The organism is Amycolatopsis ultiminotia (genome assembly GCF_039536925.1).
Lineage (GTDB): Bacteria > Actinomycetota > Actinomycetes > Mycobacteriales > Pseudonocardiaceae > Amycolatopsis > Amycolatopsis ultiminotia.
This window is the reverse complement of the sequence record NZ_BAAAZN010000002.1, coordinates 555,820-579,643: the sequence shown is the minus strand read 5'-3', so window position 1 is coordinate 579,643 and position 23,824 is coordinate 555,820. Positions and strand designations below refer to the sequence as shown.

22 protein-coding genes are annotated in these 23,824 nt (G+C 70.2%); 5 read left to right on the top strand and 17 right to left on the bottom strand.

Annotation, left to right across the window (positions count from 1 at the left end):
• The 7 genes from ABD793_RS07550 to ABD793_RS07520 all read right to left on the bottom strand — a co-directional run bounded on the left by ABD793_RS07550 (position 1) and on the right by ABD793_RS07520 (position 7,851).
• Positions 1-1,158: a PPE domain-containing protein gene (locus ABD793_RS07550; RefSeq protein ID WP_344856763.1), complete on the bottom strand. Its 1,158-nt coding sequence runs from the start codon at positions 1,156-1,158 to the stop codon at positions 1-3.
• Positions 1,155-1,649: a hypothetical protein gene (locus ABD793_RS07545; RefSeq protein ID WP_344856761.1), complete on the bottom strand. Its 495-nt coding sequence runs from the start codon at positions 1,647-1,649 to the stop codon at positions 1,155-1,157. Before ABD793_RS07545 ends, ABD793_RS07550 begins: the two co-directional genes overlap by 4 nt.
• A gap of 312 nt (positions 1,650-1,961) precedes the next feature.
• Positions 1,962-3,308: an MFS transporter gene (locus tag ABD793_RS07540; RefSeq protein WP_344856759.1), complete on the bottom strand. Its 1,347-nt coding sequence runs from the start codon at positions 3,306-3,308 to the stop codon at positions 1,962-1,964.
• A gap of 35 nt (positions 3,309-3,343) precedes the next feature.
• Positions 3,344-4,528, bottom strand: a complete 1,185-nt coding sequence (locus ABD793_RS07535; protein ID WP_344856756.1) for an enolase C-terminal domain-like protein — start codon at positions 4,526-4,528, stop codon at positions 3,344-3,346.
• Between the two features lie 93 nt (positions 4,529-4,621).
• Complete coding sequence (locus ABD793_RS07530) at positions 4,622-6,136, bottom strand: aldehyde dehydrogenase family protein (protein ID WP_344856754.1); 1,515 nt, start codon at positions 6,134-6,136, stop codon at positions 4,622-4,624.
• The gene (locus ABD793_RS07525; protein WP_344856752.1) at positions 6,121-7,026 is read right to left on the bottom strand and encodes a dihydrodipicolinate synthase family protein; all 906 of its coding nucleotides are present in this window, start codon (positions 7,024-7,026) and stop codon (positions 6,121-6,123) included. The genes ABD793_RS07530 and ABD793_RS07525 overlap by 16 nt, the downstream gene beginning before the upstream one ends.
• Positions 7,027-7,122: 96 nt before the next feature.
• Positions 7,123-7,851 carry a GntR family transcriptional regulator gene (locus ABD793_RS07520; protein ID WP_344856750.1) on the bottom strand — a complete coding sequence of 243 codons (729 nt, stop codon included), beginning with the start codon at positions 7,849-7,851 and terminating at the stop codon, positions 7,123-7,125.
• 169 nt (positions 7,852-8,020) lie between these two features.
• Here ABD793_RS07520 and ABD793_RS07515 point away from each other — a divergent pair, with 169 nt between their 5' ends.
• Positions 8,021-8,623 carry a TetR/AcrR family transcriptional regulator gene (locus ABD793_RS07515; protein ID WP_344856747.1) on the top strand — a complete coding sequence of 201 codons (603 nt, stop codon included), beginning with the start codon at positions 8,021-8,023 and terminating at the stop codon, positions 8,621-8,623.
• A gap of 43 nt (positions 8,624-8,666) precedes the next feature.
• Here the strand turns inward: ABD793_RS07515 and ABD793_RS07510 are convergent, their stop codons facing one another.
• A complete protein-coding gene (locus ABD793_RS07510; protein WP_344856745.1) occupies positions 8,667-9,635 on the bottom strand; it encodes a helix-turn-helix transcriptional regulator in 969 nt (322 codons plus the stop codon).
• An 89-nt stretch (positions 9,636-9,724) separates the two neighbouring features.
• Between ABD793_RS07510 and ABD793_RS07505 the strand changes: the two genes are divergently transcribed.
• Both ABD793_RS07505 and ABD793_RS07500 read left to right on the top strand, forming a co-directional pair.
• Entirely contained in the window at positions 9,725-10,192 is a 468-nt protein-coding gene (locus ABD793_RS07505; RefSeq protein WP_344856743.1) for a nucleoside deaminase, read from the top strand.
• A 650-nt stretch (positions 10,193-10,842) separates the two neighbouring features.
• A complete protein-coding gene (locus tag ABD793_RS07500) occupies positions 10,843-11,805 on the top strand; it encodes a chitinase (RefSeq protein ID WP_344856740.1) in 963 nt (320 codons plus the stop codon).
• Positions 11,806-11,915: 110 nt separating this feature from the next.
• On the opposite strand, the gene ABD793_RS07495 is transcribed toward ABD793_RS07500, so the two are convergent.
• The 9 genes from ABD793_RS07495 to ABD793_RS07455 all read right to left on the bottom strand — a co-directional run bounded on the left by ABD793_RS07495 (position 11,916) and on the right by ABD793_RS07455 (position 22,188).
• A complete protein-coding gene (locus ABD793_RS07495; protein ID WP_425548663.1) occupies positions 11,916-12,191 on the bottom strand; it encodes a hypothetical protein in 276 nt (91 codons plus the stop codon).
• Between the two features lie 102 nt (positions 12,192-12,293).
• Complete coding sequence (locus ABD793_RS07490; RefSeq protein WP_344856738.1) at positions 12,294-12,899, bottom strand: TetR/AcrR family transcriptional regulator; 606 nt, start codon at positions 12,897-12,899, stop codon at positions 12,294-12,296.
• Positions 12,900-12,998: 99 nt separating this feature from the next.
• Positions 12,999-14,165, bottom strand: coding sequence for an acyl-CoA dehydrogenase family protein (locus tag ABD793_RS07485; protein ID WP_344856735.1), 1,167 nt, complete (start codon positions 14,163-14,165; stop codon positions 12,999-13,001).
• Positions 14,162-16,114, bottom strand: a complete 1,953-nt coding sequence (locus tag ABD793_RS07480) for an acetyl/propionyl/methylcrotonyl-CoA carboxylase subunit alpha (RefSeq protein WP_344856733.1) — start codon at positions 16,112-16,114, stop codon at positions 14,162-14,164. Before ABD793_RS07480 ends, ABD793_RS07485 begins: the two co-directional genes overlap by 4 nt.
• 10 nt (positions 16,115-16,124) lie before the next feature.
• Complete coding sequence (locus ABD793_RS07475) at positions 16,125-17,726, bottom strand: acyl-CoA carboxylase subunit beta (protein ID WP_344856731.1); 1,602 nt, start codon at positions 17,724-17,726, stop codon at positions 16,125-16,127.
• Positions 17,723-18,916: an acyl-CoA dehydrogenase family protein gene (locus tag ABD793_RS07470; protein ID WP_344856728.1), complete on the bottom strand. Its 1,194-nt coding sequence runs from the start codon at positions 18,914-18,916 to the stop codon at positions 17,723-17,725. The genes ABD793_RS07475 and ABD793_RS07470 overlap by 4 nt, the downstream gene beginning before the upstream one ends.
• Complete coding sequence (locus ABD793_RS07465; RefSeq protein WP_344856726.1) at positions 18,871-20,595, bottom strand: acyclic terpene utilization AtuA family protein; 1,725 nt, start codon at positions 20,593-20,595, stop codon at positions 18,871-18,873. Before ABD793_RS07465 ends, ABD793_RS07470 begins: the two co-directional genes overlap by 46 nt.
• Positions 20,592-21,383, bottom strand: a complete 792-nt coding sequence (locus ABD793_RS07460) for a TIGR03084 family metal-binding protein (RefSeq protein WP_344856724.1) — start codon at positions 21,381-21,383, stop codon at positions 20,592-20,594. The genes ABD793_RS07465 and ABD793_RS07460 overlap by 4 nt, the downstream gene beginning before the upstream one ends.
• Positions 21,384-21,816: 433 nt before the next feature.
• A complete protein-coding gene (locus ABD793_RS07455; RefSeq protein ID WP_344856721.1) occupies positions 21,817-22,188 on the bottom strand; it encodes a VOC family protein in 372 nt (123 codons plus the stop codon).
• A 70-nt stretch (positions 22,189-22,258) separates the two neighbouring features.
• On the opposite strand from ABD793_RS07455, the gene ABD793_RS07450 reads away from it, so the two are divergent.
• Both ABD793_RS07450 and ABD793_RS07445 read left to right on the top strand, forming a co-directional pair.
• Positions 22,259-23,098, top strand: coding sequence for an enoyl-CoA hydratase-related protein (locus ABD793_RS07450; RefSeq protein ID WP_344856719.1), 840 nt, complete (start codon positions 22,259-22,261; stop codon positions 23,096-23,098).
• Positions 23,095-23,724: an acetoacetate decarboxylase family protein gene (locus tag ABD793_RS07445; protein WP_344856922.1), complete on the top strand. Its 630-nt coding sequence runs from the start codon at positions 23,095-23,097 to the stop codon at positions 23,722-23,724. Before ABD793_RS07450 ends, ABD793_RS07445 begins: the two co-directional genes overlap by 4 nt.
• Positions 23,725-23,824: the final 100 nt, after the last annotated feature.

Here is a 23,824-nt window from a genome sequence, read left to right as displayed (position 1 = left end):
TCACTCACCCAGCACCGGCGGATAGGCGGCGGGCATGTCCTCCAGGAAATCGAAGGCACCGCCCTTCGCGTACCGGTTCTGGTGCTCGCCCGCATTGCCGCCGCGCTGGGCCCCGCCCATCGGCGGGAAGAAGCCGCCGTTCAAACCGCTGCGCGCGCCGGCCGCGCTCTGCGCTGCGCCGACCGCGGGCGCACCGCCACCCTGGCTGCCCAATGCACCACCGGGCAAGGCACCGCTGCCCGCACCACTGCCGAGCCCGCTGCCCGCCCCGCCGGCACCACCGGCCCCGATCGAACCGGGTGCGCCGGCGCCGCTGCCGGGTCCGCCAAGACCCGGCATTCCGCCCGATCCGGATGGATCGGACGAGGACGTGGTCGTGCTGTCGTCGCCCGAACCGCCACCGGAACCGGAACCGGCACCACCACCGGAGCCGCCGGACCCGGCATCGTCCGAACGGGTGGCCATCGGCGCGTCGGTGAAGTGCGGCAGCCGGTCGTGCACACCCTTGCTGGTCGACTCGTAGTGCTCCATCACCCGCACTGCCTCGGTTTTGGCCTGGGTGGCCTTCTTCTTGGCAGGCAGGTGGTCGTCGAGCAGCTGGTCGACCATGACCGCACCGCTGGGCCCGCTCGCCGCGTTCACGTCGTATCCGTCGCGGAACTGGTTCTCCGCCGAGTAGAACACCGGCTCGGGCATTTTGTTGCGGGCGGTGGTGACCGCGTTCGTGTAGTGATCGAGATCGTCCCCGACCTTGCGCATCGTCTCGCTCGCGCCGGCGCCCCACGTGGTGAGCTTCGAGGCCGACTGCGCGGCCCCGCCGGCCGCACCACCCCGCCAGGACAGCAGCAGCTTCTGCACGGTCTTGTGCACCGCGGCGGTGGACGCGTCGACGTTGAGCGCCAGCTGCGCCCAGCTGTGCGCATCCGAACCCATCGCAGCCGGATCCGCGGTCATGATCATGTCGTAGAGCTGGCGGTGGTTGTAGGCAGACCAGTTGATCTTGCCGAACGACTTGGTCTGCTCGTTCTTCCGCTGGATCTTGCGCGTCCGGTTCACCCGCCGCCGCTGCGCCGCGCTGAGCGGGTGCTCCTGGCGATAGGTCTCGTGCTTGCGGTGCTTCTCGTACGGCAGCCGTTCGTAGGCCGGTTTCCGGCTCATGCCTGTCCCCCGTCGTCGGTGCGGCCGTGCAGTGCACCCAGCGCGTCCTGCGCGTCGCCCTCCTGCCGTACCTGGCCGTCACTCGCTGCGCGGATCGCGCCCCGCAGCGCGGACAGTTCCTCGAGATACTGCCGCAGGACCGCCTGCACGCCGGCATCCGTGGAGCCCCGGACCCCGAACGCCTTCCGCAGGTGCTCGGCGACCGGGCTGTTGCCGTCGCGCAGCGGGCTGGCCAGCTGCTCGGCCTGGTGCAGATATCCGGTCAGCTCGTCGTGCCGCTTCGCGAGCTCGGCGTCGGCCGCCGCGATCTCGTCCGGGTCCAGTTCGATCCGGCCGGTGTCCTCGGCCACCAGTTCCGCGGTGCCCGCGCCGGAGGGATCGTGCACCGAGGACGCGTCCTGCGCGTGGTGGGAGCTCTTGTGCGCCCCCTTCGCGAGCTTCTTGTCCAGCGCCCGGACGTCGCCCCAGTCCGAGACCCGATGCGAACTCACCCCAGTCACCTCCTCCTGCGCGCCCGTCACCGGCGCGCGCACCAGTATGTCAGCCGTCCGGGCAACGAGCACCCGGTCCGGGGAAGACGGACCTCCGACGCACGCGACCACCCGGCGGTTCCCCGGCCGGCGCGCACCGGCCGGGGATCACCTCCGCGGCAGCACAGGGCTGGTACCCGGCGGTAGCAGTACAGCTGTCCGGTGATCCACGAGAGAGGGCCGGAATCTCCGCGGACCGTCCGGCGGACGGGAACGGAAGCACGTACTCCTCCCCCGTTCGGGCGAGCGCCGGCGTCGTCGGTGCCGGGCGGTTCAGGCCACGGTGGCAGGGCTTTCCGAGTGGCTGTCAGTGCGCTTGGGGGACGCGTACTTCAGCAAGCCACACGCAGCGAGCGCGACGACGCAGGTGGCCGCGACCACCAGCAGTCCTCCCGAGACACTGCCGGTGCGTTCCTGCACCTCACCCATCAGCGTCGGTGCGACGAACCCGCCGAGGTTGCCGATCGAGTTGATCAGCGCGATCCCGGGTGCGGCGAGCGCGCCGACCAGATACTGCTGCGGAATCACGAAGAACGACGAAGCGGCCACCTTGAACCCGACCGTCGCGACGATCAGCAGGACCACGGCAAGCACCGGGGTGGTGACCGCCGCGACGGCGAGGCCGACGGCGGCCAGCAGGAAGCCGGACGCGAGCACGGTGCGGCGCAGCCCCGTCCGGTCGGATATCCGGCCTGCCAGCAGGATCGCCACGAACGCGGCCGCGAACGGGACCACCGCGACGACACCGATCACGAACTCGCTCAGCCCCCCGATCCGGCGGACGAAACTCGGCAGCCAGAAGGTGACCGAGTACTGCGCGAGCTGCGCGGCGAAGTACACGAAGCAGAACAGCAGCATCTGCGGGTCCCGCAACATCGACCACCGGGACGGAGACTTGTCCGGTTTCCTGGCCGCTCGCGCGCGTTCCTCTTCGGCGAGCTTCCCGAGCAGTGCCTTCTGCTCCTCCCCGGTGAGCCACCTGGCTTTGTCCGGGGTGGACACCAGCCAGCACCAGACCAGCACGCCGACCAGCACGGCGGCGAGGCCTTCCAGCAGGAACATCCACTGCCAGCCACGCAGGCCGGCGAATCCGTTCAGGCTCAGCAGGGCACCCGAAACCGGCCCCGCGATCACCGCGGCGATCGTCGATGCCGAGTAGAGCGCGGCGTTCGCGCGGCCACGCACCGCATCCGGGAACCACTGCGTGAAGTAGAAGATCACCCCGGCGAAGAACCCGGCTTCGGCCACACCGAGCAGCAGACGCAGGACGTAGAAGACGGTCTCGTTGTGCGCGAACACCATCGCCGCGGACACGAGGCCCCAGCTGACCATGATGCGGGTCAGCCAGAACTTCGCGCCGTAGCGTTCGAGCAGGATGTTGCTCGGCACCTCGAAAACCGCGTAGGTGACGAAGAACAGGCCGGCACCGAGCCCGTAGGCCGCGGCACCGATTCCGGAATCGTTCTCGATCGCGTCCTTGGCGAAGCCGATGTTGACCCGGTCGATGTAGTTGACCACGAACATGATCATCACCAGCGGCACGAGCCTGCGGAACGCCTTGCGCGTCGCGCGGTTCAGCACGGTCGGCGCACCGCTGCCGGACGGCGGGGAGGAGGGCATCGTTGCACCTGCCTTTGAAGAGAAGGGAAAGCGGCTCAGTCGTCCGCGGTGACGGTCACACTCGCCGTGGTGCGCTTGGTGATCAGCTCGTCGTCGTAACTGACGCCGATGCCCGGCCCGGTCGGCACGGGCAGGGTGCCGTCCGCGCCGATCGAGTCGCAGGCGTCGCGGTAACCGCAGGTGTAGATCCCCGGCGAGGGGTCGGGCAGGTGCGGCGAAACGTTGGCCACCTCGTACAGCGACGTCGCCTGCATGCTCGCGACCAGGTGCCGGTGGATCGGGCTCGGGCCGTGCACCTCGACGTTGACGCCGAGCGATTCGGCAAACTTGATCGTCTTGAGGCAGCCGGTGACACCGAGGTCGAAGTGCGAGTCCACGCGCAGCAGGTCGGTACCGCCCGCGAGCAGGAAGTCGGCCTTTGCTTCCGGTCCGGCCACGTGTTCGGTCTGCAGGATCGGGATGTCCAGCGCGTCCTTCAGCTGCTTGTGGGCGAACGCGCCGATACCGAGCGGCCGCAGCGGATCCTCGTACCAGCGGAAGCCTGCTTCCTGGCAGGCCTTCCCGACGAAGATCGCGTCGGACACGGAATCGAAGACGCAGGCGGGATCGAGCATCAGGTCGGTGCGCTCACCGAGCTTTTCCCGCAGGTACGCGACGTTCTCGGCTTCCTCCCACTTGTCGCCCTCGTGCCAGCTGTGCATCTTGAACCCGGTCCAGCCGAGTTCGCGCAGCCCGCCGAAGAAGTCGGCGATCTCCTCCTTGGTGGTGAGACTGCCTGCGCGGTCACCGTTGACGCTGGAGGCGTAGGCGCGCACGCGATCCCTTCCGCCACCGAGGAGTTCGGTGAGCGAGGCACCGTAGACCTTGCCCGCGAGGTCCCACAAAGCGTTGTCCAGGAAGCAAAGCCCGTACGAGTGCGCGGGCCGGGAGAGCCTGCGGCCGACCCGGAGGATCTGCTCGCGGGCGTGCCACGGCCTGCCGACGGCGATCCGGGCGACGTCGGCAGCTTGCTGCGCCGCACCGGTGACGGCATGGTTCGCATACTCGCCGACCTGTCCGTCAGCGGTGTGCACCCGCACCATCAGCACCGCGCGTTTGCCCACGGCACCGGGCTGGTAGTACCAGGATCCACCGCGGGCGTCGACGTCGAAGGTGCGGGTGTAGCCAGGAGTGTCCACATCGAACTGGACGACTTCGACCCGGTCGATCAGGGTGCTCATGCTGGTTCCTTTCTGGTATCGCCGCGCCGGGCGGGCAGACGGCATCGCCCCGGGCGACCGTGTGCAGTCCCGGCTTCGGCAGGAGAGCGGGGATCAGGACGGCAGAACCAGGACTCCGTCGACGCGCCGCGGCACGAGCGCGGTCCCGTCCCTGAGTTCCGGCGGCACCAGCGATTCGGGTGCGTTCTGCCAGGCGACCGGCCGGAGGAACCGCCGGATCGAAGTGGTCCCGACCGAGGTGTGCTGGGTGTCGGTGGCAGGCCACGGCCCGCCGTGGTGCTGGGCCCAGCTGACGGCGACACCGGTGGGCCAGCCGTCGAACAGCAGGCGCCCCGTCCGCCCGCGCAGCACCTCGACGGCGCTGTCGCGATCCGGGTCCTCACCCGCTCCCCCGTGCACGGTGGCGACGAGCGAACCGGGCAGCCGGGCGAGCAGACCGGGCAGCTGATCGGCGGAGTAGCGCACGAAAACGGTGACCGGACCGAAGGTTTCCGCCAGCAGCCCGGCGTCGAGGTTCTCCGCGGTTACGAGCACCGCGGCGGGCCGGACGGTGAAACCGGTACCGGGCTTCTCGCCTCCGGTCAGCAGCTGCCTGCCGGACAGGCTCGCGATCGCTTTTCCGAAGGACTCGGCAATTCCCTCGTTGAGCAGCGCCGGCGAAGGCACTTCGGCGAGCGCGGCACCCGCGGCCTCGATCAGCCGGTCACCACCGGGTCCCTTCGGCACCAGGACGAGTCCCGGTTTGGTGCAGAACTGGCCACCGCCCAAGGTGAACGAGCCGACCACGCCGTTGCCGATCTCACCGGCCCGCTCGGCAACCGCTCGTGCGGTCACCACCACGGGGTTCACGCTGCCCAGCTCGCCGTAGAACGGGATCGGATCCGGCCGGGCCGCGATCAGCGCACGCAGGGCCGTGGCCCCGGAATGCCCGCCGGTGAACGAAACCGCGGTGATCGCGGGATCGGTCACCAGAGCTTCGCCTGCCTCCCGGCCGAACACCACCGTGATCGTCGCATCCGGAGCGCCGGCGCGTGCGGCGGCCTCTTCGAGGATCTTCCCGCACAGCGCGGAAGTGAGCGGATGGCTGCCGTGCGCCTTGACCACCACCGCGCAGCCTGCGGCCAGTGCGGCCGCAGTGTCCCCGCCGGGCACCGAGAAGGCGAGCGGGAAGTTACCGGCCCCGAACACCGCGACCGGACCGGTCGGCACGAGCATCCGACGCAGGTCCGGACGTGGTCCCATCGGCGTGTCCGCGGGGTGGTCGACGGTGGCTTCCAGATAGGAACCCTCCTCGGCCACTTCGGCGAACAGCCGCAACTGGTAGGCAGTTCGGTTCAGCTCACCGTCCAATCTGGACCGGCCGAGCGCGGTTTCCCGATCGGCCACGGAAACCACTTCTTCCCGCTGGGCTTCCAGCCGGTCCGCCATCGCCAGCAGCAGCCGCGCCCGGCCGGCTCGCCCGAGGCGTTCCAGCGCGGGGGAAGCGGCCGCCGCACCAGCGCAGACCGCGGCGACCTCGGCGCGCGTGGTCGCAACGAGATCGGTCTCGGCGGTGGCGCCGGTCCGGGGATCGGTACTGCCGATCCGCCCGGTCACCGGACGCCCCAAGCCGCGAGAATCCCGGCGACCCTTTCCTTGCCGGCACCATCGAGCCGGAACGCGGGCGGCCGCACGTCTGCGCGACCGTAACCGATCTGGTGCAGTGCTTCCTTGACGACGCTGACGTTGTCCGCACTGGAATCCGCCAGCCGCAGATGCTCGAACTCGCGGACGCTGTCCCATACCTCCATCGCGGCCGGGAAGTCCTTGGCCACCAACGCTTCCTGCATCCGCAGCGACAACTGCGGGGCCACGCTGACCAGGCCGGAGGTGAAACCCGCCGCGCCGACCGCCGCGTAGCCGGGAGCGGAGAGCTCGGCCAGTCCGGCGATCCAGGTGAACCGGTCGAGCCCGGCGGTGCGGGCCACCGTCGCGAAGCGGGCGGGATCCGGGACGGCATATTTGACCGCGAGCACGTTCGGGCAGGCGTCGGCGAGGACGGTGAAATCCGCCGCCTCGATCCGGGTGTCGCGCACGTAGGGGATCACCGCGAGATCGGGCACCGCCGTTGCGATCGCCCGGTGGTAGTCGATCCAGCCGGCGCGCGAAACATAGGGATGCACCGGCTGGTGCACCATCACCGCGTGGGCACCCTGGGCACGCGCATGGTGCGCCGATTCGATCGCGGTCGCGGTGTCGAACCCGACGCCCGCGACGAGCAGCGTTTCGTCCGGTGCCGCGGCCGCGGTCAGCTCGACCGCGGTGCGCCGTTCGGCCGGCGAAAGCGGGTAGAACTCGCCGGTGTTGCCGTTGACCGTGAGCACGCGCACGCCGCCGTCGGCCAGCCGCCCGATGACCCGTTCGAACGCCGCGACGTCGATCTCGTCGTCGGCGGTGAACGGCGTCGGCGTGATCGCGACGACGTCGGCAAGGCGGCGCCGGATTTCGTCCAGATCCATCGTTCTCCTTCGTCGGAGGTATTCGCCGGAGGGAAAAGGGCAGCGGGTACCGCCGCGACGCCCGGCCGGCTCGCGGTGTTCGTCCTGCGGTACGGCTCAGCCCGCTGCCGAGCTGCCTTCCCGGTTTTCGTCGGTCAGCAACGGGATCGTCCGCTCGACGAACCCGGTGATGTGGTCACGCAGGGCCGCCGCGGTCGCCACGGCGTCCCCTTTCTTCGCCGCGGCGAGCATGTCCCGGTGCTCGCCGGCCTCCGCCCGCCAGCCGCCCGCGGAACGCCAGCCCGAAACACTGACCAGCGCGGTCTGGTCCTTGAGCCCGTCGAGAGTCGAGATCAGCAGCGGATTGCCGCAGCCGAGGTAGAGCGCACGGTGGAATTCCCGGTTCGCCAAGCTCATCCCGGCGGTGTCGCCCGACTCGCCCGCGGCCAGCGCACGGTCCAGTGCATCGGCCGCCACGGACACGTCCGCGCCGTTCGCCACCGCGCGCCGCACCGCCTCGGGCTCCAGCAGCAGCCGTAGATCGTAAATCGCGGACGCCGCTTCCGCGTCGAGCTCCCGCACCACCGCGCCCTTGAACCGGCTGAGCACCACCAGCCCCGAACCCACCAGGGTTTTCAGCGCCTCGCGCACCGGGGTTTTCGACATCTGCAGCACCTCGGCGAGGTCGGCCTCCACCAGCTGCTGACCCGGCCGGAGACCTCCGGTGAGAATACCGCGCTTGATAGCCGCCAATGCCCGGTCGGTGCGGTTGGCCAGCGGATCCACCTCGGCGTCGGCGAGCGCCGGCCGGAACGCGGCGGCCACGTCCTCGGGAACGCCGTCCATCGGACCACCCTTCGGTCGATCATATATTAGATATGAAGGACTGTAGGGTTCCCCCGTCGCCGCGTCAAGCGAGCTCGGGCTCGCCATGACTCCCCCGGCAAAGCAAGCGCTTACAATCGAGCCCACCGGCGGGCGGACCCGCCGCCGGGACGACGAGGAGGTTCGCCGGATGACGGTTTCCGACGAGCTGTGGCCCGATGTGCAGCCGGCGACCGCGCGCCGGCTCATGCTCGCCGGGGTGGAATCGTTCGCCGAGCGCGGTTACCACGCCACGACCACCCGCGACATCGCCGGCGCCGCCGGGATGAGCCCGGCCGCGCTGTACGTGCACTTCCCGTCGAAGGCGGCGCTGTTGTTCGAGATCAGCCGCAGCGGGCACGAGCAGACCCTCGCGCTGGTGGAGGACGTGCTCACGCGCGCCGAGGACCCGGTGGAGCGGATGCGGCTGCTGGTCGAGGACTTCGTCGCCTGGCACGCGCGCCGGCACACCGTGGCCAGGGTCGTGCAGTACGAGCTGAACGCGCTGCCCGAACGGGAGTACCAGGTCGTCGGCAAGCTGCGGCGCCGGATCGAGCAGGTGGTGCGGGAAGTGATCACCCAAGGCCTCGGCTCCGACGCGTTCACCGTCGCCGATCCACAGGTCGCGGCGGTCGCCGTGCTGTCGCTGGGGATCGACGTGGCCCGCTGGTACAGCGACCGCGCCCGCCTGACCCCGACCGCACTCGGCAAGGAGTACGGCGAACTGGTGCTGCGGATGCTCGGCGCACGCTGAGCATCCGCAGCCCAGCCGTCACCCGGCTCGGGCCGGCTGCGGGTCAGCCGCCGGCGGTCCGGGCCGCGCCGGCGAAGCGATCGGCGATCCGGCGCAGCCGCTCCACCAGTCCCGGCGGGGCCTCCTCCACGACGAACTCGTAATCCCATTGCGCGAGGTAGAACGGGACCGGATCGAGGTCGTTCGCACCGGTGCGCAGCCGGCAGGTGTCGGCGTCGATCGGCTCCACGGTCCCCGCGGACGACGGCACCCGCAGGGCGAGTTCCTCGGCGGACACCGACACCCGCAGCGTCATCTGGTGCGGATAGCGGGCGGACGAGATGCGGCTCGCCACGTAGGCGGCCAGGTCCTCGGCCGGCGGTTGCCTCGGGGTGAAGCGAAATCCCGTGGACGGCACGCCGTCGATGCGATCCAGCCGGAAGGTGCGCCAGTCCGCGCGGACGAGGTCGTAGGCGACCAGGTACCACCGCCATCCGGTGTGCACCAGGCGCAACGGTTCGACGTCCCGTTCGGCGACCTCGCCGTCGTGGGTGCCGTAGGTGAACCGCAGGCGTTCGCTGTCCCGGCAGGCCGCGGCGACCACCGTGAGCAGCTCCGCGTCGATCACCGGGCCGCCGCCGGGCATCCGCACGAGCGCGGAGTCCATCGCACGCACCCGGCTCCGCAGCCGGACGGGCAGCACCTGCTCGAGTTTGGCCAGCGCGCGCACGGACGTCTCCTCGATACCGGACACCGTGCCGTTCGCGGCCGTGCGCAGCCCGAGAGCCACCGCGACCGCCTCGTCGTCGTCCAGCAGCAGCGGCGGCAACGCGGCACCCGAGCCGAGCCGGTAGCCGCCGGCCACGCCCGGCGTCGCGTGCACCGGATAGCCCAGCGCGCGCAACCGTTCGACGTCACGCCGGATCGTGCGGACGTCCACCCCCAGCCGGCCGGCGAGGTCCGGACCCGGCCAGTCGCGGCGGGCCTGAAGCAACGACAGCAGCCGGAGCAGGCGCTCGGACGTTCCGTACATGCCGAGCACTCTGCCAGACAACGCGGACATCTTCCGTCCTCGTTGCCACGGGACTTGCCCCTCGCGGGCGCGACCGGCGAAAGTGGCGCATGCCGATCGACCCGCACCAGCTGCTCACCGTTGCCCGCGAAGAAGCCGAACTGGGCAAAACGGAAGGCGGCGTCCCGATCGGCGCCGCCCTGTTCGACCGTACCGGCAGGCTCCTCGGCCGCGGCCACAACCGCCGAGTACAGGACGACGACCCGTCCCTGCACGCGGAAACCGTGGCGTTCCGCAACGCAGGCCGCCGCCCGCACTACCGCGACACGATCATGGTGACCACGCTGTCGCCGTGCTGGTACTGCAGCGGCCTGGTCCGCCAGTTCGGCATCCCGCACGTGGTGATCGGCGAATCGACCACCTTCACCGGCGGCCACGACTGGCTGAGCGACCACGGCGTACGCATAGACCTCCTGGACGACCCAGCCTGCACCACACTGATGACGAACTTCATCCGGCAACACCCGGACTTGTGGTTCGAGGACATCGGCCAACCGTCCACTTCGGACGCAGAGTAGCCGGGTCGCGGGCGCCGCTCGCCGGGCCGCAGCTCCCGCCGGTGAGCAGCCGAGGCACAAGCCAGCTGCTCGAAGCATCCCGCACGAAGGCGTCCGACACGGAGAAACCAGGACTGGACCCGCTCGACCGCAAATCGATTCGAGGACCGGCCACGGCATCGGGTCAGGACACCGGACCAGGCAGCGATCCAAGGCGAATCAGTACGCCGGGCCAGGTAGCGGGACCAGGGGCGCCGGCCCCGGAACCGGTCCGGGCTCCGGGCACCGCGGTCCGGAAACGGGCACGGGGAACGACCCGGGCACCAGCCACCGGGCCGAGAACCGGTCCAGGTGCCAGTGCAAGGCTCCGGATCCAGGCACCGGTCCAAGGAACGCCCCGCGTCAGGCACCAAGCCACCGGCCCGGAAACCGGTCAACGGCGGTGGCGCAGTACCGGTCAGCGGGACCCCGGTCGCTGCGGTGACCTCGGTACTCGTGGCGGGGTGTCGTGCTCCTTCCGTGGTGTCTTGACACTGCTCATTGGTCTAGTCCATTGTGGCGTGGCACACATCCCGTTCGAGTGCCGGAGAGCCGATCCCGCCGCGTCGTGCTTCGCCAGGTGCTCCGCCTTCGCACGTTCGCGTGGCGTGCGTTTCCCCGCTGGAGGACCCATGAAACCCTTGCGTCGCATCAGCACTCTCGCCCTGGTTGCGGGGGCCGCGCTGGCCACCACGGTCGGCGTCGCCCCGGCTGCGCTCGCCGCACCGGATCCGGTGCTCGCCTCGCCGTACCTGTACCAGTGGGGCGGGCAGAGCGACCCGGCCGCCGCGATGGACGCCACCGGGGTGCAGGCGTTCACCCTCGCCTTCATGCTGTCCAGCGGTGGCTGCAACCCGGCGTGGGACGGCTCCCGCGCGCTCGACGGTGCGGACCAGGCACTGATCCAGACCATCCGGGACAAGGGCGGCGACGTGATCCCGTCGTTCGGCGGCTGGTCCGGCAGCAAGCTGGGCGCGCTGTGCGGGTCGCCGGAGGAACTGGCGGGCGCCTACCAGAAGGTGATCGACGCCTACCAGCTCAAGGCGATCGACCTGGACATCGAGAACACCGACGAATTCGAGAACGAGGCCGTGCAGGACCGGATCCTGAACGCGGTCAAGATCACCAAGGACAAGAACCCCGGCCTGCGCGTGGTGATCACCATGGGCACCGGCACGGACGGCCCGAACGACTGGGGTAAGCGGCTGATCAGCCAGGCCAAGGCGCTCGGCGCGGACGTCGACGTGTGGTCGGTCATGCCGTTCGACTTCTCCGACGGCGGTGACATGGCTGCGATGACCGAATCGGCCGTCGACGGGCTCGCCACACAGCTCAAGTCGACCTTCGGCTGGGACGACGCCACCGCCTACCAGCGCAGCGGACTGTCCTCGATGAACGGCAACACCGACAACGCCGGCGAAACGGTTTCGGTGGACGACTTCACCGCCATCCGGGACTACGCGACCGGCCACCACCTCGGCCGGTTCACGTTCTGGGCGACCAACCGGGACTGCTCCGGCGGCGGCACCGACTGCAGCGGCATCGACCAGGACCAGTACGCGTTCACCAAGATCGTGGCCGGCTACCAGGGCTGAGACCGCCCCGGGCGAAGGGGACCTTCCGGTCGGGGAGGTCCCCTTGTGCGCTCGTGACCCGCTGTACGCGCAAGCCGCCGAACGGGGGACGCCGACCCGGGGGAAGCAGATCAGGCAGCGGCGGTGACCGCGAGCGCGGCGACGCCCGCCTCGGTCAGCTCCGCGCGGATCCGGCCGATCCCGGCCGCAGTGGCGCCCGCGGCGGGGCGCACATAGCCGCCACGCGCGAGCGCGTGTGCGGTCATCTGGTCACAACAGGCGAAACCATCGATGAAGAGGTCGGGCTCGCAGCTGGCGGACATCTCCGCACGCTGCTGCGCGATGGCCTTGAGCATGGCCATCGCGCGATGGGACAGCTCGACGGGGGCCTCTTCCGCATCGGACACCGGACTCGCCTTCTTCCTGATGAAGCTACTTACTCACCGTTATCGGCCGTTGGGCCGAATGTGTTAACAACCACACTGTAACGCGCATCGCTCGGACGCGGCTCAAGACTCCCCGGTTCCGCCGAGCCGGGTCTCCAGCGTGGCCGCCCATTCGCGCACGATCTGCCTGCGGCGGCGGGTGTCGTCGGTGAGCAGGTTCGCCAGGCCGAGCCCGCGGGCCAGGTCGAGAGTGGCCTGGACCAGCTCGCGCACGCCCGTGCGCGATTCGTCCACGCCCAGCAGTGCCACGGTGACCCGGTGCGCCTCCCGCCCGACCCGCGCCTCCAGCGGCACGAGCACGGCACGCAGCTGCTCGTCGGTCGAGGCCACCACCCACAGCTGCAACGCGGCACGGAACATCGGCCCGGTGTAGAGGTTCAGCACCATCTCGACCACGCGCTCGATCCGCGACGCGCCGCCGGGCAGACCGTCCGCCCGCGCGCGCAGTTCGTCCAGCTGTGCCTCGCCGAGCAGCTCCACCGCAGCCGCCACCAGCGCCTCCCTGGTCGGGAAGTGGTGCTGCGCGGCGCCACGGGACACCCCGGCACGTTCGGCGATCACCGCGACGGTGACCCCGTGCCAGCCGCGTTCGCCGAGGCAGTCCACCGCGGCCTCGATCAGCCGGCGGCGGGTGGTCCGGCTGCGTTCCTGCTGCGGTTCGCGCAGCATCAGACCGGCCCGCCCCGGGACAACGCGGACGGGACGGCGGACGGGAGGGTGCGCACCGGTGGCTCCATGGCTCGGGGAAACGGGCTCGGCAAGACGGGCTCAGTAGGACTTCGGCAGCCCGAGGCTGTGCTGCCCGACGAAGTTGAGCACCATCTCGCGGCTCACCGGTGCGATCCGGCCGAGCCGCACCGCGGTGACCAGCGAACCGAGGCCGTATTCGGTGGCAAGGCCGTTGCCGCCGTGGGTCTGCACCGCCTGGTCCACCGCGCGGATGGCGACCTCCGCGGCGGCGTACTTGGCCATGTTCGCCGATTCGCCTGCCGCGAGGTCGTCACCGGAGTCGTAGAGCGAGGCCGCCTTCTGCGTCATCAGCTTCGCCAGTTCCAGCTCGATCTTGGCGTGCGCGAGCGGATGCGCCAGCCCCTGGTGCGAGCCGATCGGCACGCCCCACACCTGACGGTCGTTCGCGTAGCCGACCGCCTTGTCCAGCGCGTAACGCGCGATGCCGAGGGAGAACGACGCACCCATGATGCGTTCCGGGTTGAGGCCGGCGAACAGTTGCGCGATCGCCGCGTCCTCCTCCCCCACCAGCGCCTCCGCCGGCAGCCGGACGTCGTCGAGGAACAGCGCGAACTGGTTTTCCGGTGCGACGATGTCCATGTCGATCTTCCGGTACTCGAAACCCGGCGCGTCGGTCGGCACGAGGTACAGCGCGGGCTTGAGCCGCCCGGTCCTGGCGTCCCCGGTGCGGCCGACCACGAGCACCGCGTCCGCCTCGTCCACCCCGGAGATGAAGACCTTGCGACCGGACAGCAGCCAGTCGCCGCCGTCGCGGCGGGCGGTGGTGGTGATCCGGTGCGAGTTGGACCCGGCGTCCGGTTCGGTGATCGCGAAAACGATCTTCTTGCTGCCGTCCGCGAGCCCCGGCAGCCACTGCTTCTTCTGCTCGGCGGTGCCGAACCGGGCGAGCACGGTACCGACGATGGCCGGCGAGACGACCATGAGCAGCAACGGTGTGCCTGCCGCGGCCATTTCTTCCAGCACCGCGGCGAGGTCGGCGATGCCGGCGCCCCCGCCGCCGTACTCCTCGGGCAGATTCACGCCGAGGTAACCGAGCCGGCCGGCCTCGGCCCACAGTTCGTCGGTCTTCTCCTCGGCACGGGCCTTCTTGGCGTAGTACTCGTGGCCGTATTTGCCTGCCAGCTCGGCGACCGCCTTGCGCAGCGCCACCCGCTCTTCGGGCTCCAGGAAGTTCATCGCGTTCATTCCTTCTCTCCCACCACGACCAGCACCGTGCCCACTTCGACCTGCTGCCCGACCTCGACCGGAAGTTCGCTGACCACGCCGTCGGCAGGCGCGGTGATCCGGTGTTCCATCTTCATCGCCTCGAGCCACAGCAACGGATCGCCCGCCGCCACCGGTTCACCGGCCGCCACCGCGAGCCGGACCACGGTGCCGGGCATCGGCGCCACGAGCGAGCCCGCGGCGAGTGCGGCGTCCGGATCGGCGAACCTCGGCAGCACGGTCAACGCCACAGAACCCAGCGCCGAGTCCACATAGGACGTGTCGAGCACGCGGTCCACCTCGAACGTCCGCCGTACCCCGGAAACGTCCAGCACCACCCGGGCCGGATCTGCCGAGACAAGGGCGACGTCCTCGTACCCGACGGCCCGCAGCCCTTCGCGGGTCAGCGAATAGCGGACCTCGTACCGCTCGTCTCCGCGGGCGAACACCTTGCGCTGCCCGGCAGAGCGGACGTTGCGCCAGCCGCTGGGCAACCGGCCGAGGACGGCCGCACCCGCCCGGTTCGCGGCCGCGTCCGCCAGTGCCGCAGCCAGTGCGGAAAGCCGTTGAGTGTCCGTTGTGGCCAGTGGGCGCGCCAGTGTGTCCAGTCCGTGCCGGTCGAAGAACGCGGTGTCGGTCTCGCCCGCCAGGAATGCCTCGTGGCGGAGGATGCGCACCAGCAGATCACGGTTGGTCACCACGCCGTGGATCTTGGCGCCCGCCAGTGCGGCGGCGAGCCTGCTGGCCGCTTCGTCCCTGGTCGGCGCCCACGAGATCACCTTGGCCAGCATCGGGTCGTAGTGCACACCGATCACCGAGCCCGCCTGCACCCCGGAATCGAGCCGCAGCCCGGGTCCGTGCGTGAACTCACGGTCCACATCGGGCACTTCGAACGCGTGCAGGGTGCCGCTCTGCGGCTGCCAGCCCGCGGCCGGGTCCTCCGCGTAGAGCCGGACCTCGATGGAATGCCCTTGTGCGGCCGGAGGATCGGCGGCCAGTTCGGCACCGTCGGCAACCGACAGTTGCAGTGCGATCAGGTCGAGTCCGGTGACGTTCTCGGTGACCGGGTGTTCCACCTGCAGCCGGGTGTTCATCTCCAGGAAGTAGAACCGGCCGTCGGGTGCGGCGAGGAATTCGACCGTGCCGGCCCCGAGGTAATCGATCGCCCTGGCCGCCTTGCGAGCCGCGTCGAACAGTTCGGCCCGCATGTGCCGGTCGACGAACGGCGAGGGAGCCTCCTCGACCACCTTCTGGTGCCTGCGCTGGAGGGAACACTCGCGCTCGCCCACCGCCCAGACCGTCCCGTGCTTGTCCGCCAGGATCTGGACCTCGATATGCCGTCCGGTTTCCAGGTACCGCTCACAGAACACCGTGGGATCACCGAACGCCGAACCGGCCTCGGCCTGTGCGCTCTGCACCGCCTCGGTCAGCTCCGCCAGCTCGCGCACCACGCGCATACCACGCCCGCCGCCACCGGCAGAGGCCTTGACCAGCAGGGGAAGATCGTCCTCGGTGACCTCGGCCGGATCCAGTTCGGACAGTACCGGCACGCCGGCCGCGGCCATCAGCCGCTTCGACTCCACTTTGGAGCCCATGGTCTCGATCGCCTCCGGCGGCGGGCCCACCCAGCTCAGCCCGGCGTCGAGCACCGCCCGCGCGAACGCCGCGTTCTCGGACAGGAAACCGTATCCGGGGTGCACCGCGTCGGCTCCCGCGTCCGCCGCGGCCCGCACGAGCAGGTCCGTCCGCAGGTAGGTCTCGCCCGGCGCGTTGCCGGGCAGCCGGACCGCGACGTCGGCCTCGCGGGTGTGCGGCGCATCCGCGTCCGCATCGGAAAACACCGCCACCGTGCCGATCCCGGCGGTGCGGCAGCTGCGGAACACCCGGCGCGCGATCTCGCCGCGGTTGGCGACCAGCAGGTTCTGGATCACTGAACCACCCCTACATCCGGAAGACGCCGAAGCCACCCTCGGCGCCCTTCACTGGTCCGTTGTGGATCGCCGACAGGCTGAGCCCCAGCACGGTGCGGGTGTCGCGCGGGTCGATGATGCCGTCGTCGTAGAGCATGCCGGACAGGAACATCGGCATCGACTCCGCCTCGATCTGGTTCTCCACCATCGTGCGCATCGCGGCGTCGTTGTCCTCGCTGTACTCCTGGCCCCGTCCGGCCGCCGCTGCCCTGGCCACGATGGACAGCACGCCCGCGAGCTGGGCCGGGCCCATCACCGCGGACTTCGCGCTCGGCCAGGCGAACAGGAACCGCGGATCGTAGGCCCGCCCGCACATGCCGTAATGGCCCGCACCGTAGGACGCTCCCATCAGGACGGACAGGTGCGGCACCTTCGAATTGGACACCGCGTTGATCATCAGCGCGCCGTGCTTGATGATGCCGCTCTGCTCGTATTCCTTGCCGACCATGTAGCCGGTGGTGTTGTGCAGGAATACCAGCGGGGTGTCGATCTGGTTGGCCAGCTGGATGAACTGGGCGGCCTTCTGGGATTCCTCGCCGAAGAGCACGCCGCGGGCGTTGGCGAGGATGCCCACCGGATAGCCGTGGATACTCGCCCATCCGGTGACCAGGCTGGTGCCGTAGAGCGGTTTGAACTCGTCGAAATCGGATCCGTCCGCCACCCTGGCGATGACCTCGCGCGGGTCGAACGGGATCTTCAGGTCGGCGGGCACGATGCCGAGCAGGTCTTCGGCGTCGAACAGCGGCTCGGCGTAACCGGGCTTCGACGGCTGCCCCTGTTTGCGCCAGTTGAGCCGCTTGACGATGCCGCGGCCGAGCCGGATCGCGTCCTGCTCGTCGGCCGCGAGGTAGTCGGCGAGACCGGACTTCCGCGCGTGCATTTCGGCGCCGCCGAGGGATTCGTCGTCGGACTCCTCACCGGTGGCCATCTTGACCAGCGGCGGTCCGCCGAGGAAGACCTTCGCTCGTTCCTGCACCATCACCACGTAGTCCGACATGCCCGGCAGGTACGCCCCGCCCGCGGTCGAATTGCCGAACACCAGCGCGATCGTGGGCACCTTCGCCGCCGAGGACCGCGTGAGGTCGCGGAAGATCCGTCCGCCGGGGATGAAGATCTCCTTCTGCGTGGGCAGATCCGCCCCGCCGGACTCGACCAGGTTGATCACCGGCAGCCGGTTCTGCGCGGCGATGTCGGCCGCGCGGAAGGACTTCTTGGTGGTCCACGGGTTGCTCGCGCCGCCCTTGACGGTGGGATCACTCGCCGAGATCAGGCATTCGACGCCCTCCACCACGCCGATGCCGGTGATCAGGCTCGCGCCGACCCGGTAGTCCGAACCCCATGCGGCGAGCGGGGACAGCTCCAGGAACGGCGAATCCTCGTCCAGCAGCAGTTCGATCCGTTCCCGGGCGAGAAGCTTACCGCGCTTGCGGTGCCGCTCGACGTACTTCTCGCCGCCGCCGGCGACCGCCTTGGCGTGCTCGGCGTCGATCTCGGCGAGCTTTTCCAGCATCGCCTCGCGGTTGGCGGAGAACTCGCCGCCCCGGGTGTCCACAGTGGATCTGAAGGTGGTCATGCGGTGTATCCCAATCGCTTCGCGGCCAAGCCGGTGAGGATCTCGGTGGTGCCGCCGCCGATCCCGAGGATGCGCACGTCACGGTAGTGCCGTTCCACTTCGGACTCACGCAGGTAGCCGAGCCCGCCGTGCAGCTGCACCGCCTCGTTCACCACCCACTCGGCGGCTTCGACGGCGGTGTTCTTCGCGAAACAGGCCTCGGCGATCACCTCTTCCCCCGCCACGTGCCGGACCGCGATCTGCCGGGTGTAGGTGCGCGCGACGTCGACCTTGCGTGCCATCTCCGTGAGCTTGTGCTGCACAACCTGCCGGGAAATCAGCGGACGGCCGAAGGTCTCGCGCATCCGGCACCAGTCCACGGTCAGCTCGAGTGCCCGTTGTGCATGCGCATAGGCCTGCACCGCAAGGGAAAGCCGTTCGGTGACGAACTGGGTGGCCACTTGGGCGAACCCGCTGTTCTCCGCACCGACCAGGTTCTCCACCGGCACCCGGACGTCCACGTAGGACAGTTCGGCGGTGTCGGAGGCCGCCCAGCCCATCTTCTCCAGCTTGCGCGACACGGTGAATCCGGGCGTGCCCCGTTCGACCACGAGCAGCGAGATCCCGTGCGCGCCCGGCGCACCGGTACGCACCACCGTGGTCACGAAGTCCGCACGGCAGCCGGAAGTGATGTACGTCTTGGCTCCGTTGACCACGTACTCGTCACCCTCGCGCACTGCCGTGGTGCGGATTCCGGCCACATCGGAGCCACCGTCCGGTTCGGTCACCGCGAGCGAGCCGATCTTGGCACCGGCCAGCGTCGGGCGCACCCAGCGCTCGATCTGCACCGGGTCGCCTGCTTCGGCGATGTGCGGCACGGCGATCCCGCAGGTGAACAGCGAGGCGAAGAGCCCACCGGAACCGCCTGCGTAATGCATTTCCTCGCCGACCACGAGCGCGTCCAGGTAATTGCCGTCGCCACCGCCCACCGCTTCGGCGAACCCCACGCCGAGCAGGCCGAGATCGCCTGCCTTGCGGTGCAGTTCCCGAGGCAGCTCGCCGGCACGCTCCCAGTCGTCGAGGTGTGGCAGTACTTCCTTGTCCACGAAACGGCGCACCGTCGCACGCAGTTCCCTGCGTTCCGGCGTACTGAACGGATCCGGGCTCACAGCAGCTCCTCCGGCACGTCGAGTTCGCGCGCCCGCAGCCATTCGCCGAGCGCTTTCGCCTGTGGATCGAACCTCGCCTGCGACGCGACGCCCTCGCCGAGAATCCCTTCGACCACGAAGTTCATCGCCAACAGGTTCGGCAGCAGGTGCCTGGTGACCGGCAGGTTTTCGGTTTCCGGCAGCAGACGGCGGAATTCGGCCACGGTGAGCGCTCGCACGAGCCAGCGCCACGCGGGTGCCGACCGCGCCCAGACGCCGAGGTTGGCGTTGCCGCCCTTGTCGCCACTGCGTGCTCCGGCCAGGAGACCGAGCGGCACCCGGCGCACCGGGCCCGCGGGCAGCGGTGCCGGCAGCGCCGGTTCATCCACTTCGGACAGTTCACGGGTTTCGGCGGCGGGTGCGATGTCCACCCGGGACCCGTCCGGCAGCACCGCCACGTGCGGTACTTCGGCAGCGTCCACATAGGCCGCCGAGTAGACGCCGTACGGCGAGGCATCCGAAGGCGGTGCGGTCACGTGGAAACCCGGGTAGCTGGCCAGCGCCAGCTCCACCGCAGCTCCGCTGAACGCCCGGCCGGCGACCTTCGGATCGGCGTCCTTCACCGCCACGTGCAGCAGCGCACTGGCCTGCTCCTCGGTGCCTGCATCGGGGTGGTCGGTGCGCGCGAGCGTCCAGGTGAGCTCCGCCGGGCGGCGGTTCGCCAGCCCGGTTTCCAGCTGATCCTTGACCAGCGCGGCCTTCTCCTCGATGTCCAGTCCGGTGAGGACGAACGTGGTCTCGTTGCGGAAGCCGCCGAGCCGGTTCAGGCAGACCTTCGCCGTCGGTGGCGGCGCTTCCCCGCGCACCCCGGAAATCCGGACCCGGTCCGGACCCGCCTCGCCGAGGGTGAAGGTGTCGAACCGGGCGGTCACATCAGGATTCGCATAACGGGCACCGGTGATTTCGTACAGCAGCTGCGCGGTGACCGTGCCGGTGTTGACCACTCCCCCGGTGCCGGGGTGTTTCGTGATCACGCTGGAACCGTCGGCGTGGATTTCCGCGATCGGGAAGCCCGGTACGCCGATCGGCTGCTCGCGGAAGAACGCGTAGTTGCCGCCGGTCGCCTGTGCACCGCATTCGATCACGTGCCCGGCGACGACCGCACCGGCGAGCGCGTCGTAGTCGTCGCGGGCCCAGCCGAAGTGCGCGGCGGCCGGGCCGACGATCACCGAGGCGTCGGTGACCCGGCCGGTGACCACCACGTCCGCACCCGCACGCAGGCATTCCACGATGCCCCATGCACCGAGATAAGCATTGGCGGTCAACGGCTTTTCGAAGCCCAGCTGGTCCGCACGGCTGAGCAGATCGTCGCCCTCGACGTGCGCGATCCGGACCTCGAGCCCGAGCTTCGCAGCCAGTTCCCGCAATGCGGCGGCGAGCCCCGCCGGGTTCAGGCCACCGGCGTTCGCGACGATCCGCACGCCCTTTTCCTTGGCCAGTCCCAGGTTTTCCTCCATCTGCCGGAGGAAGGTCTTGGCGTAGCCGCGGTCCGGATCCTTCATCCGGTCCCGGCCGAGGATGAGCATGGTCAGCTCGGCGAGGTAGTCCCCGGTCAGCACGTCGAGCGGACCGCCGGTGAGCATTTCGCGCACCGCGGAGAACCGGTCGCCGTAGAAGCCCGACGCGTTGCCGACGCGCAGCACCCCGGCGGTACCCGCCTGCGCGGACGAACCGGCGCTCATGCGAACTGCCCCGGCCCTCGTCCGGACCCGGGCGGCCCGGCGAAGGCCTGTGCGATGCCGAGCCATTCGGCCACCTCGTCCCCGGTGGCGACGAGATCGGTGTCGGCGGGGTGCCGGCGCTGCGTGACGACCAGGCAGAAGTCGAGGGCACTGCCGGTGAGCCACTGGTCGGCGTCCGCGGGACCGAACGCCCAGGTGGTCCCGTCCGGCGCGGCGAGTTCCACGCGGAATTCCCCGGCCGGCGGGGCGAGCGAGTTCAGTTTGTAGGCGAAGTCCCGGGTGCGCGTGCCGAACCGGGCGATGTGCCACAGCCGGGCGGTGGGCTCGCGGGTGACGCCGAGCGCGTCCGCGACGTCCTGCCCGTGCGCCCAGGTCTCCATCATCCGGGCGGTGGCCATGGAGGCCGCGCTCATCGGCGGCCCGTACCACGGCAGTTTTTCCCCGGCAGGCACCGCCTCGAGCGCTTTCGCAAGCTCGGCCCTGGCGGTGCGCCAGCGCGTGAGCAGCTCGTCCGGCGGCAGTTCGGCTCCCTCGGCAGCCCCGAGGTCGACATAGTGCTCGCCGACGCTCAGCAGGTTCTCCACCTCGCCCTGCCAGTCCTCGGGCCGGCTCGCGGAGATCAGCGACTTCTCGTCGGTCCATGCCAGGTGCGCGATCTGGTGTGCGACGGTCCACCCCTCGGCGGGCGTCGGCCGCGCCCAGCCCCCGGCGTCCAGACCGGCCACCAGGTCGTCGATCACCTGCGATTCGGCCGCCAGATCCCCGAGGATCACGGCGAGATCAGCCATCCTGCGCCTCCCTGCGTCAGCGGGCACACCCAGCGTGGCCCCCGTCCACGGAAAAATCAAGCGCGCATGATTGTTTTATCCCGAATCGGGAGAGCACCGGCGGGCCGGCCGGTGAAGATGCCGTCCCGGGGGCGGTCTCGAAACGGCTGCCGACTGCGCACCCGGCCACGGCCCGGCACACAGCCACACGCTCAACACCCGGCCACGCGCTCAACACCCGGCCACAGCCCAGCACTCGACCAAGCGCCCAGCACCCGGCCACGCGCTCAACACCCGGCCACAGCCCGGCACACGGCCAAGCGCTCAGCACCCGGCCACAGCCCAGCACCCGGCCACCGCCCGGCGCCCGGCCACGCGCTCAACACTCGGCCAAGCGCCCAGCACCCGGCCAAGCGCTCAACACCCGGCCACAGCCCGGCGCCCGGCCACGCGCTCAGCCGCGGCCGGTGTCGATCACGCAGAACCGGTTGCCCTCCGGATCCGCCAGCACCACGAAATCCGCGTCCGGCGGGTAGTGCGGCCAGTCGACCCGGTGCGCGCCCAGGGTCAGCAGGCGGTCGACTTCCGCTGCCTGGTCGGCGGCGTCCCCGGCGTAGAGGTCGAGATGCACCGTCGGCTCCTCCTCCGCCGGAGTCTCGGTCAGCTGGAGCGACAGCCGCGGCCCCGCACCCCCGTTCGGCACCAGCACGACGAAATCCGGCGCCGGTTCGCGGTCGCGGGGCAGATAACCGAGTGCCGCGCACCAGAACGCCACCGCACGCGCCATGTCCTTGACCCCGAATACCACCGAGCCCACTCGCAGCATGGTCCGATGATCCCGCACCGAGCACTATTGACATCTTGTCAGTAATCCGGTGGTGGCCTACCTTCGGCGGATGGATTCCTACGCGGAGGTCACCTACGAGGTCGCCGCGCGGGTCGCGACAGTGCGGCTCGATCGGCCGCACGCACGCAACGGGTACACCGTGCGGATGGCCGACGAGCTGGCGGACGCGCTGGATCGGGCGGATCGCGACGAAAGCGTGCGCGCCGTGGTGCTCGGCAGTACCGGCGAGGACTTCTCGGTCGGTGCCGATCTCGCGTCGGGGGGTTTCGAGTTCGAAACCGGCGACGGGCCGCCCGCCGGATGGCTGGAGCCTGCCGGGCGCGTCTCCCGGCGGATCTTCACCATGAACAAGCCGGTGATCGCCGCGTTGCGCGGTGCGTCGGTCGGGGCCGGGATCACCATCACGCTCTCCTGCGACTACCGGTTCGCCTCGGCCGACTCGAAGTTCGGGTTCGTCTTCACCCGCCGTGGCATCGCACCCGAGGGCGGATCCGCCTGGTACCTGCCCCGGCTCGTCGGGATGGGCACGGCGCTCGACTGGATGATGAGCGGGCGGGTGTTCGGCCCGGACGAGGCATTGCGGGCCGGGCTCGTGCACCGCATCCTCCCACCGGACGAAGTGCTGGCACGGGCCCAGGAACTCGCCCGCGAACTCGCGGCGAACACCGCACCGGTCGCCGTCGCGGTCACTCGGCAGATGCTGTACCGGATGGCGTTCGCACCCACCCCGTTCGACACACACGACCTCGACTCGCGCCTGGTCGGCGAACTGCCCACGAACGCGGACGCAGCCGAGGGCGTTCAGTCCTTCCTGCAGAAGCGGTCCCCCGAGTTCATCCGGCGGGTGGACACCGATCTGCCGTCGTACCTGCCGTGGGCGAGCGAATGACCGGCTACCCGCCCGAACCGTGGGAGCTGGCCGGCGAAGCCCGCGTGTCGATGTGGCGACTGCCGGTCGACGAGCTGCCTGCATTGCCCGACGGCGCCGAGCCGGTGGTGCTCGCCGGGCACGCGTCGGTGTTCACCGCCTGGATCGACTACCTGCCACCCGGCCGGCTGAGCTACCACGAACTGCTCGCCGCGGTCGCGGTGCACGGCCGCGGGCTTGCCGCGTCGATCACCCAGATCTGGGTCGACAGCGAGGTTTCCCGCGACGGCGGACGGGAGCTGTGGGGCATCCCGAAAGACCTCGCATCGCTCGGCTTCACCGGTGGCCGCACCTTCACCGCGGCCACCGCCGACGACTGGATCGCCACCGCCGCCTTCACCCCGCGGGCCGGACTGCCGGTCGCGGTACCCGCCCGGTTCGAGATCGCGCAGACCCTCGACGGCAGGCTCGCGCGCACCCCGGTCCGCTGGCGCGCGAAGCCGCACGCGGCCGCCGCCGACTGGTCGGTCAACCCTCGCGGCGCGCTCGGTTACCTCGCCCGGCACCGGCCCGTGGCCAGTGCCGCACTGCGCGGTTTCACCCTTCGGTTCGGTCCCGGCGATCGCTCGACCAGCCGCTCTGGGTGATCGCCTAACCCGCGAGGGTGAAGCCTCGACACGCCACCCCTTGGGGCCCGTGCAGCGGTCCACCCCTACATGTAGTCTCTGAACACCGGCAGCCCCCAGC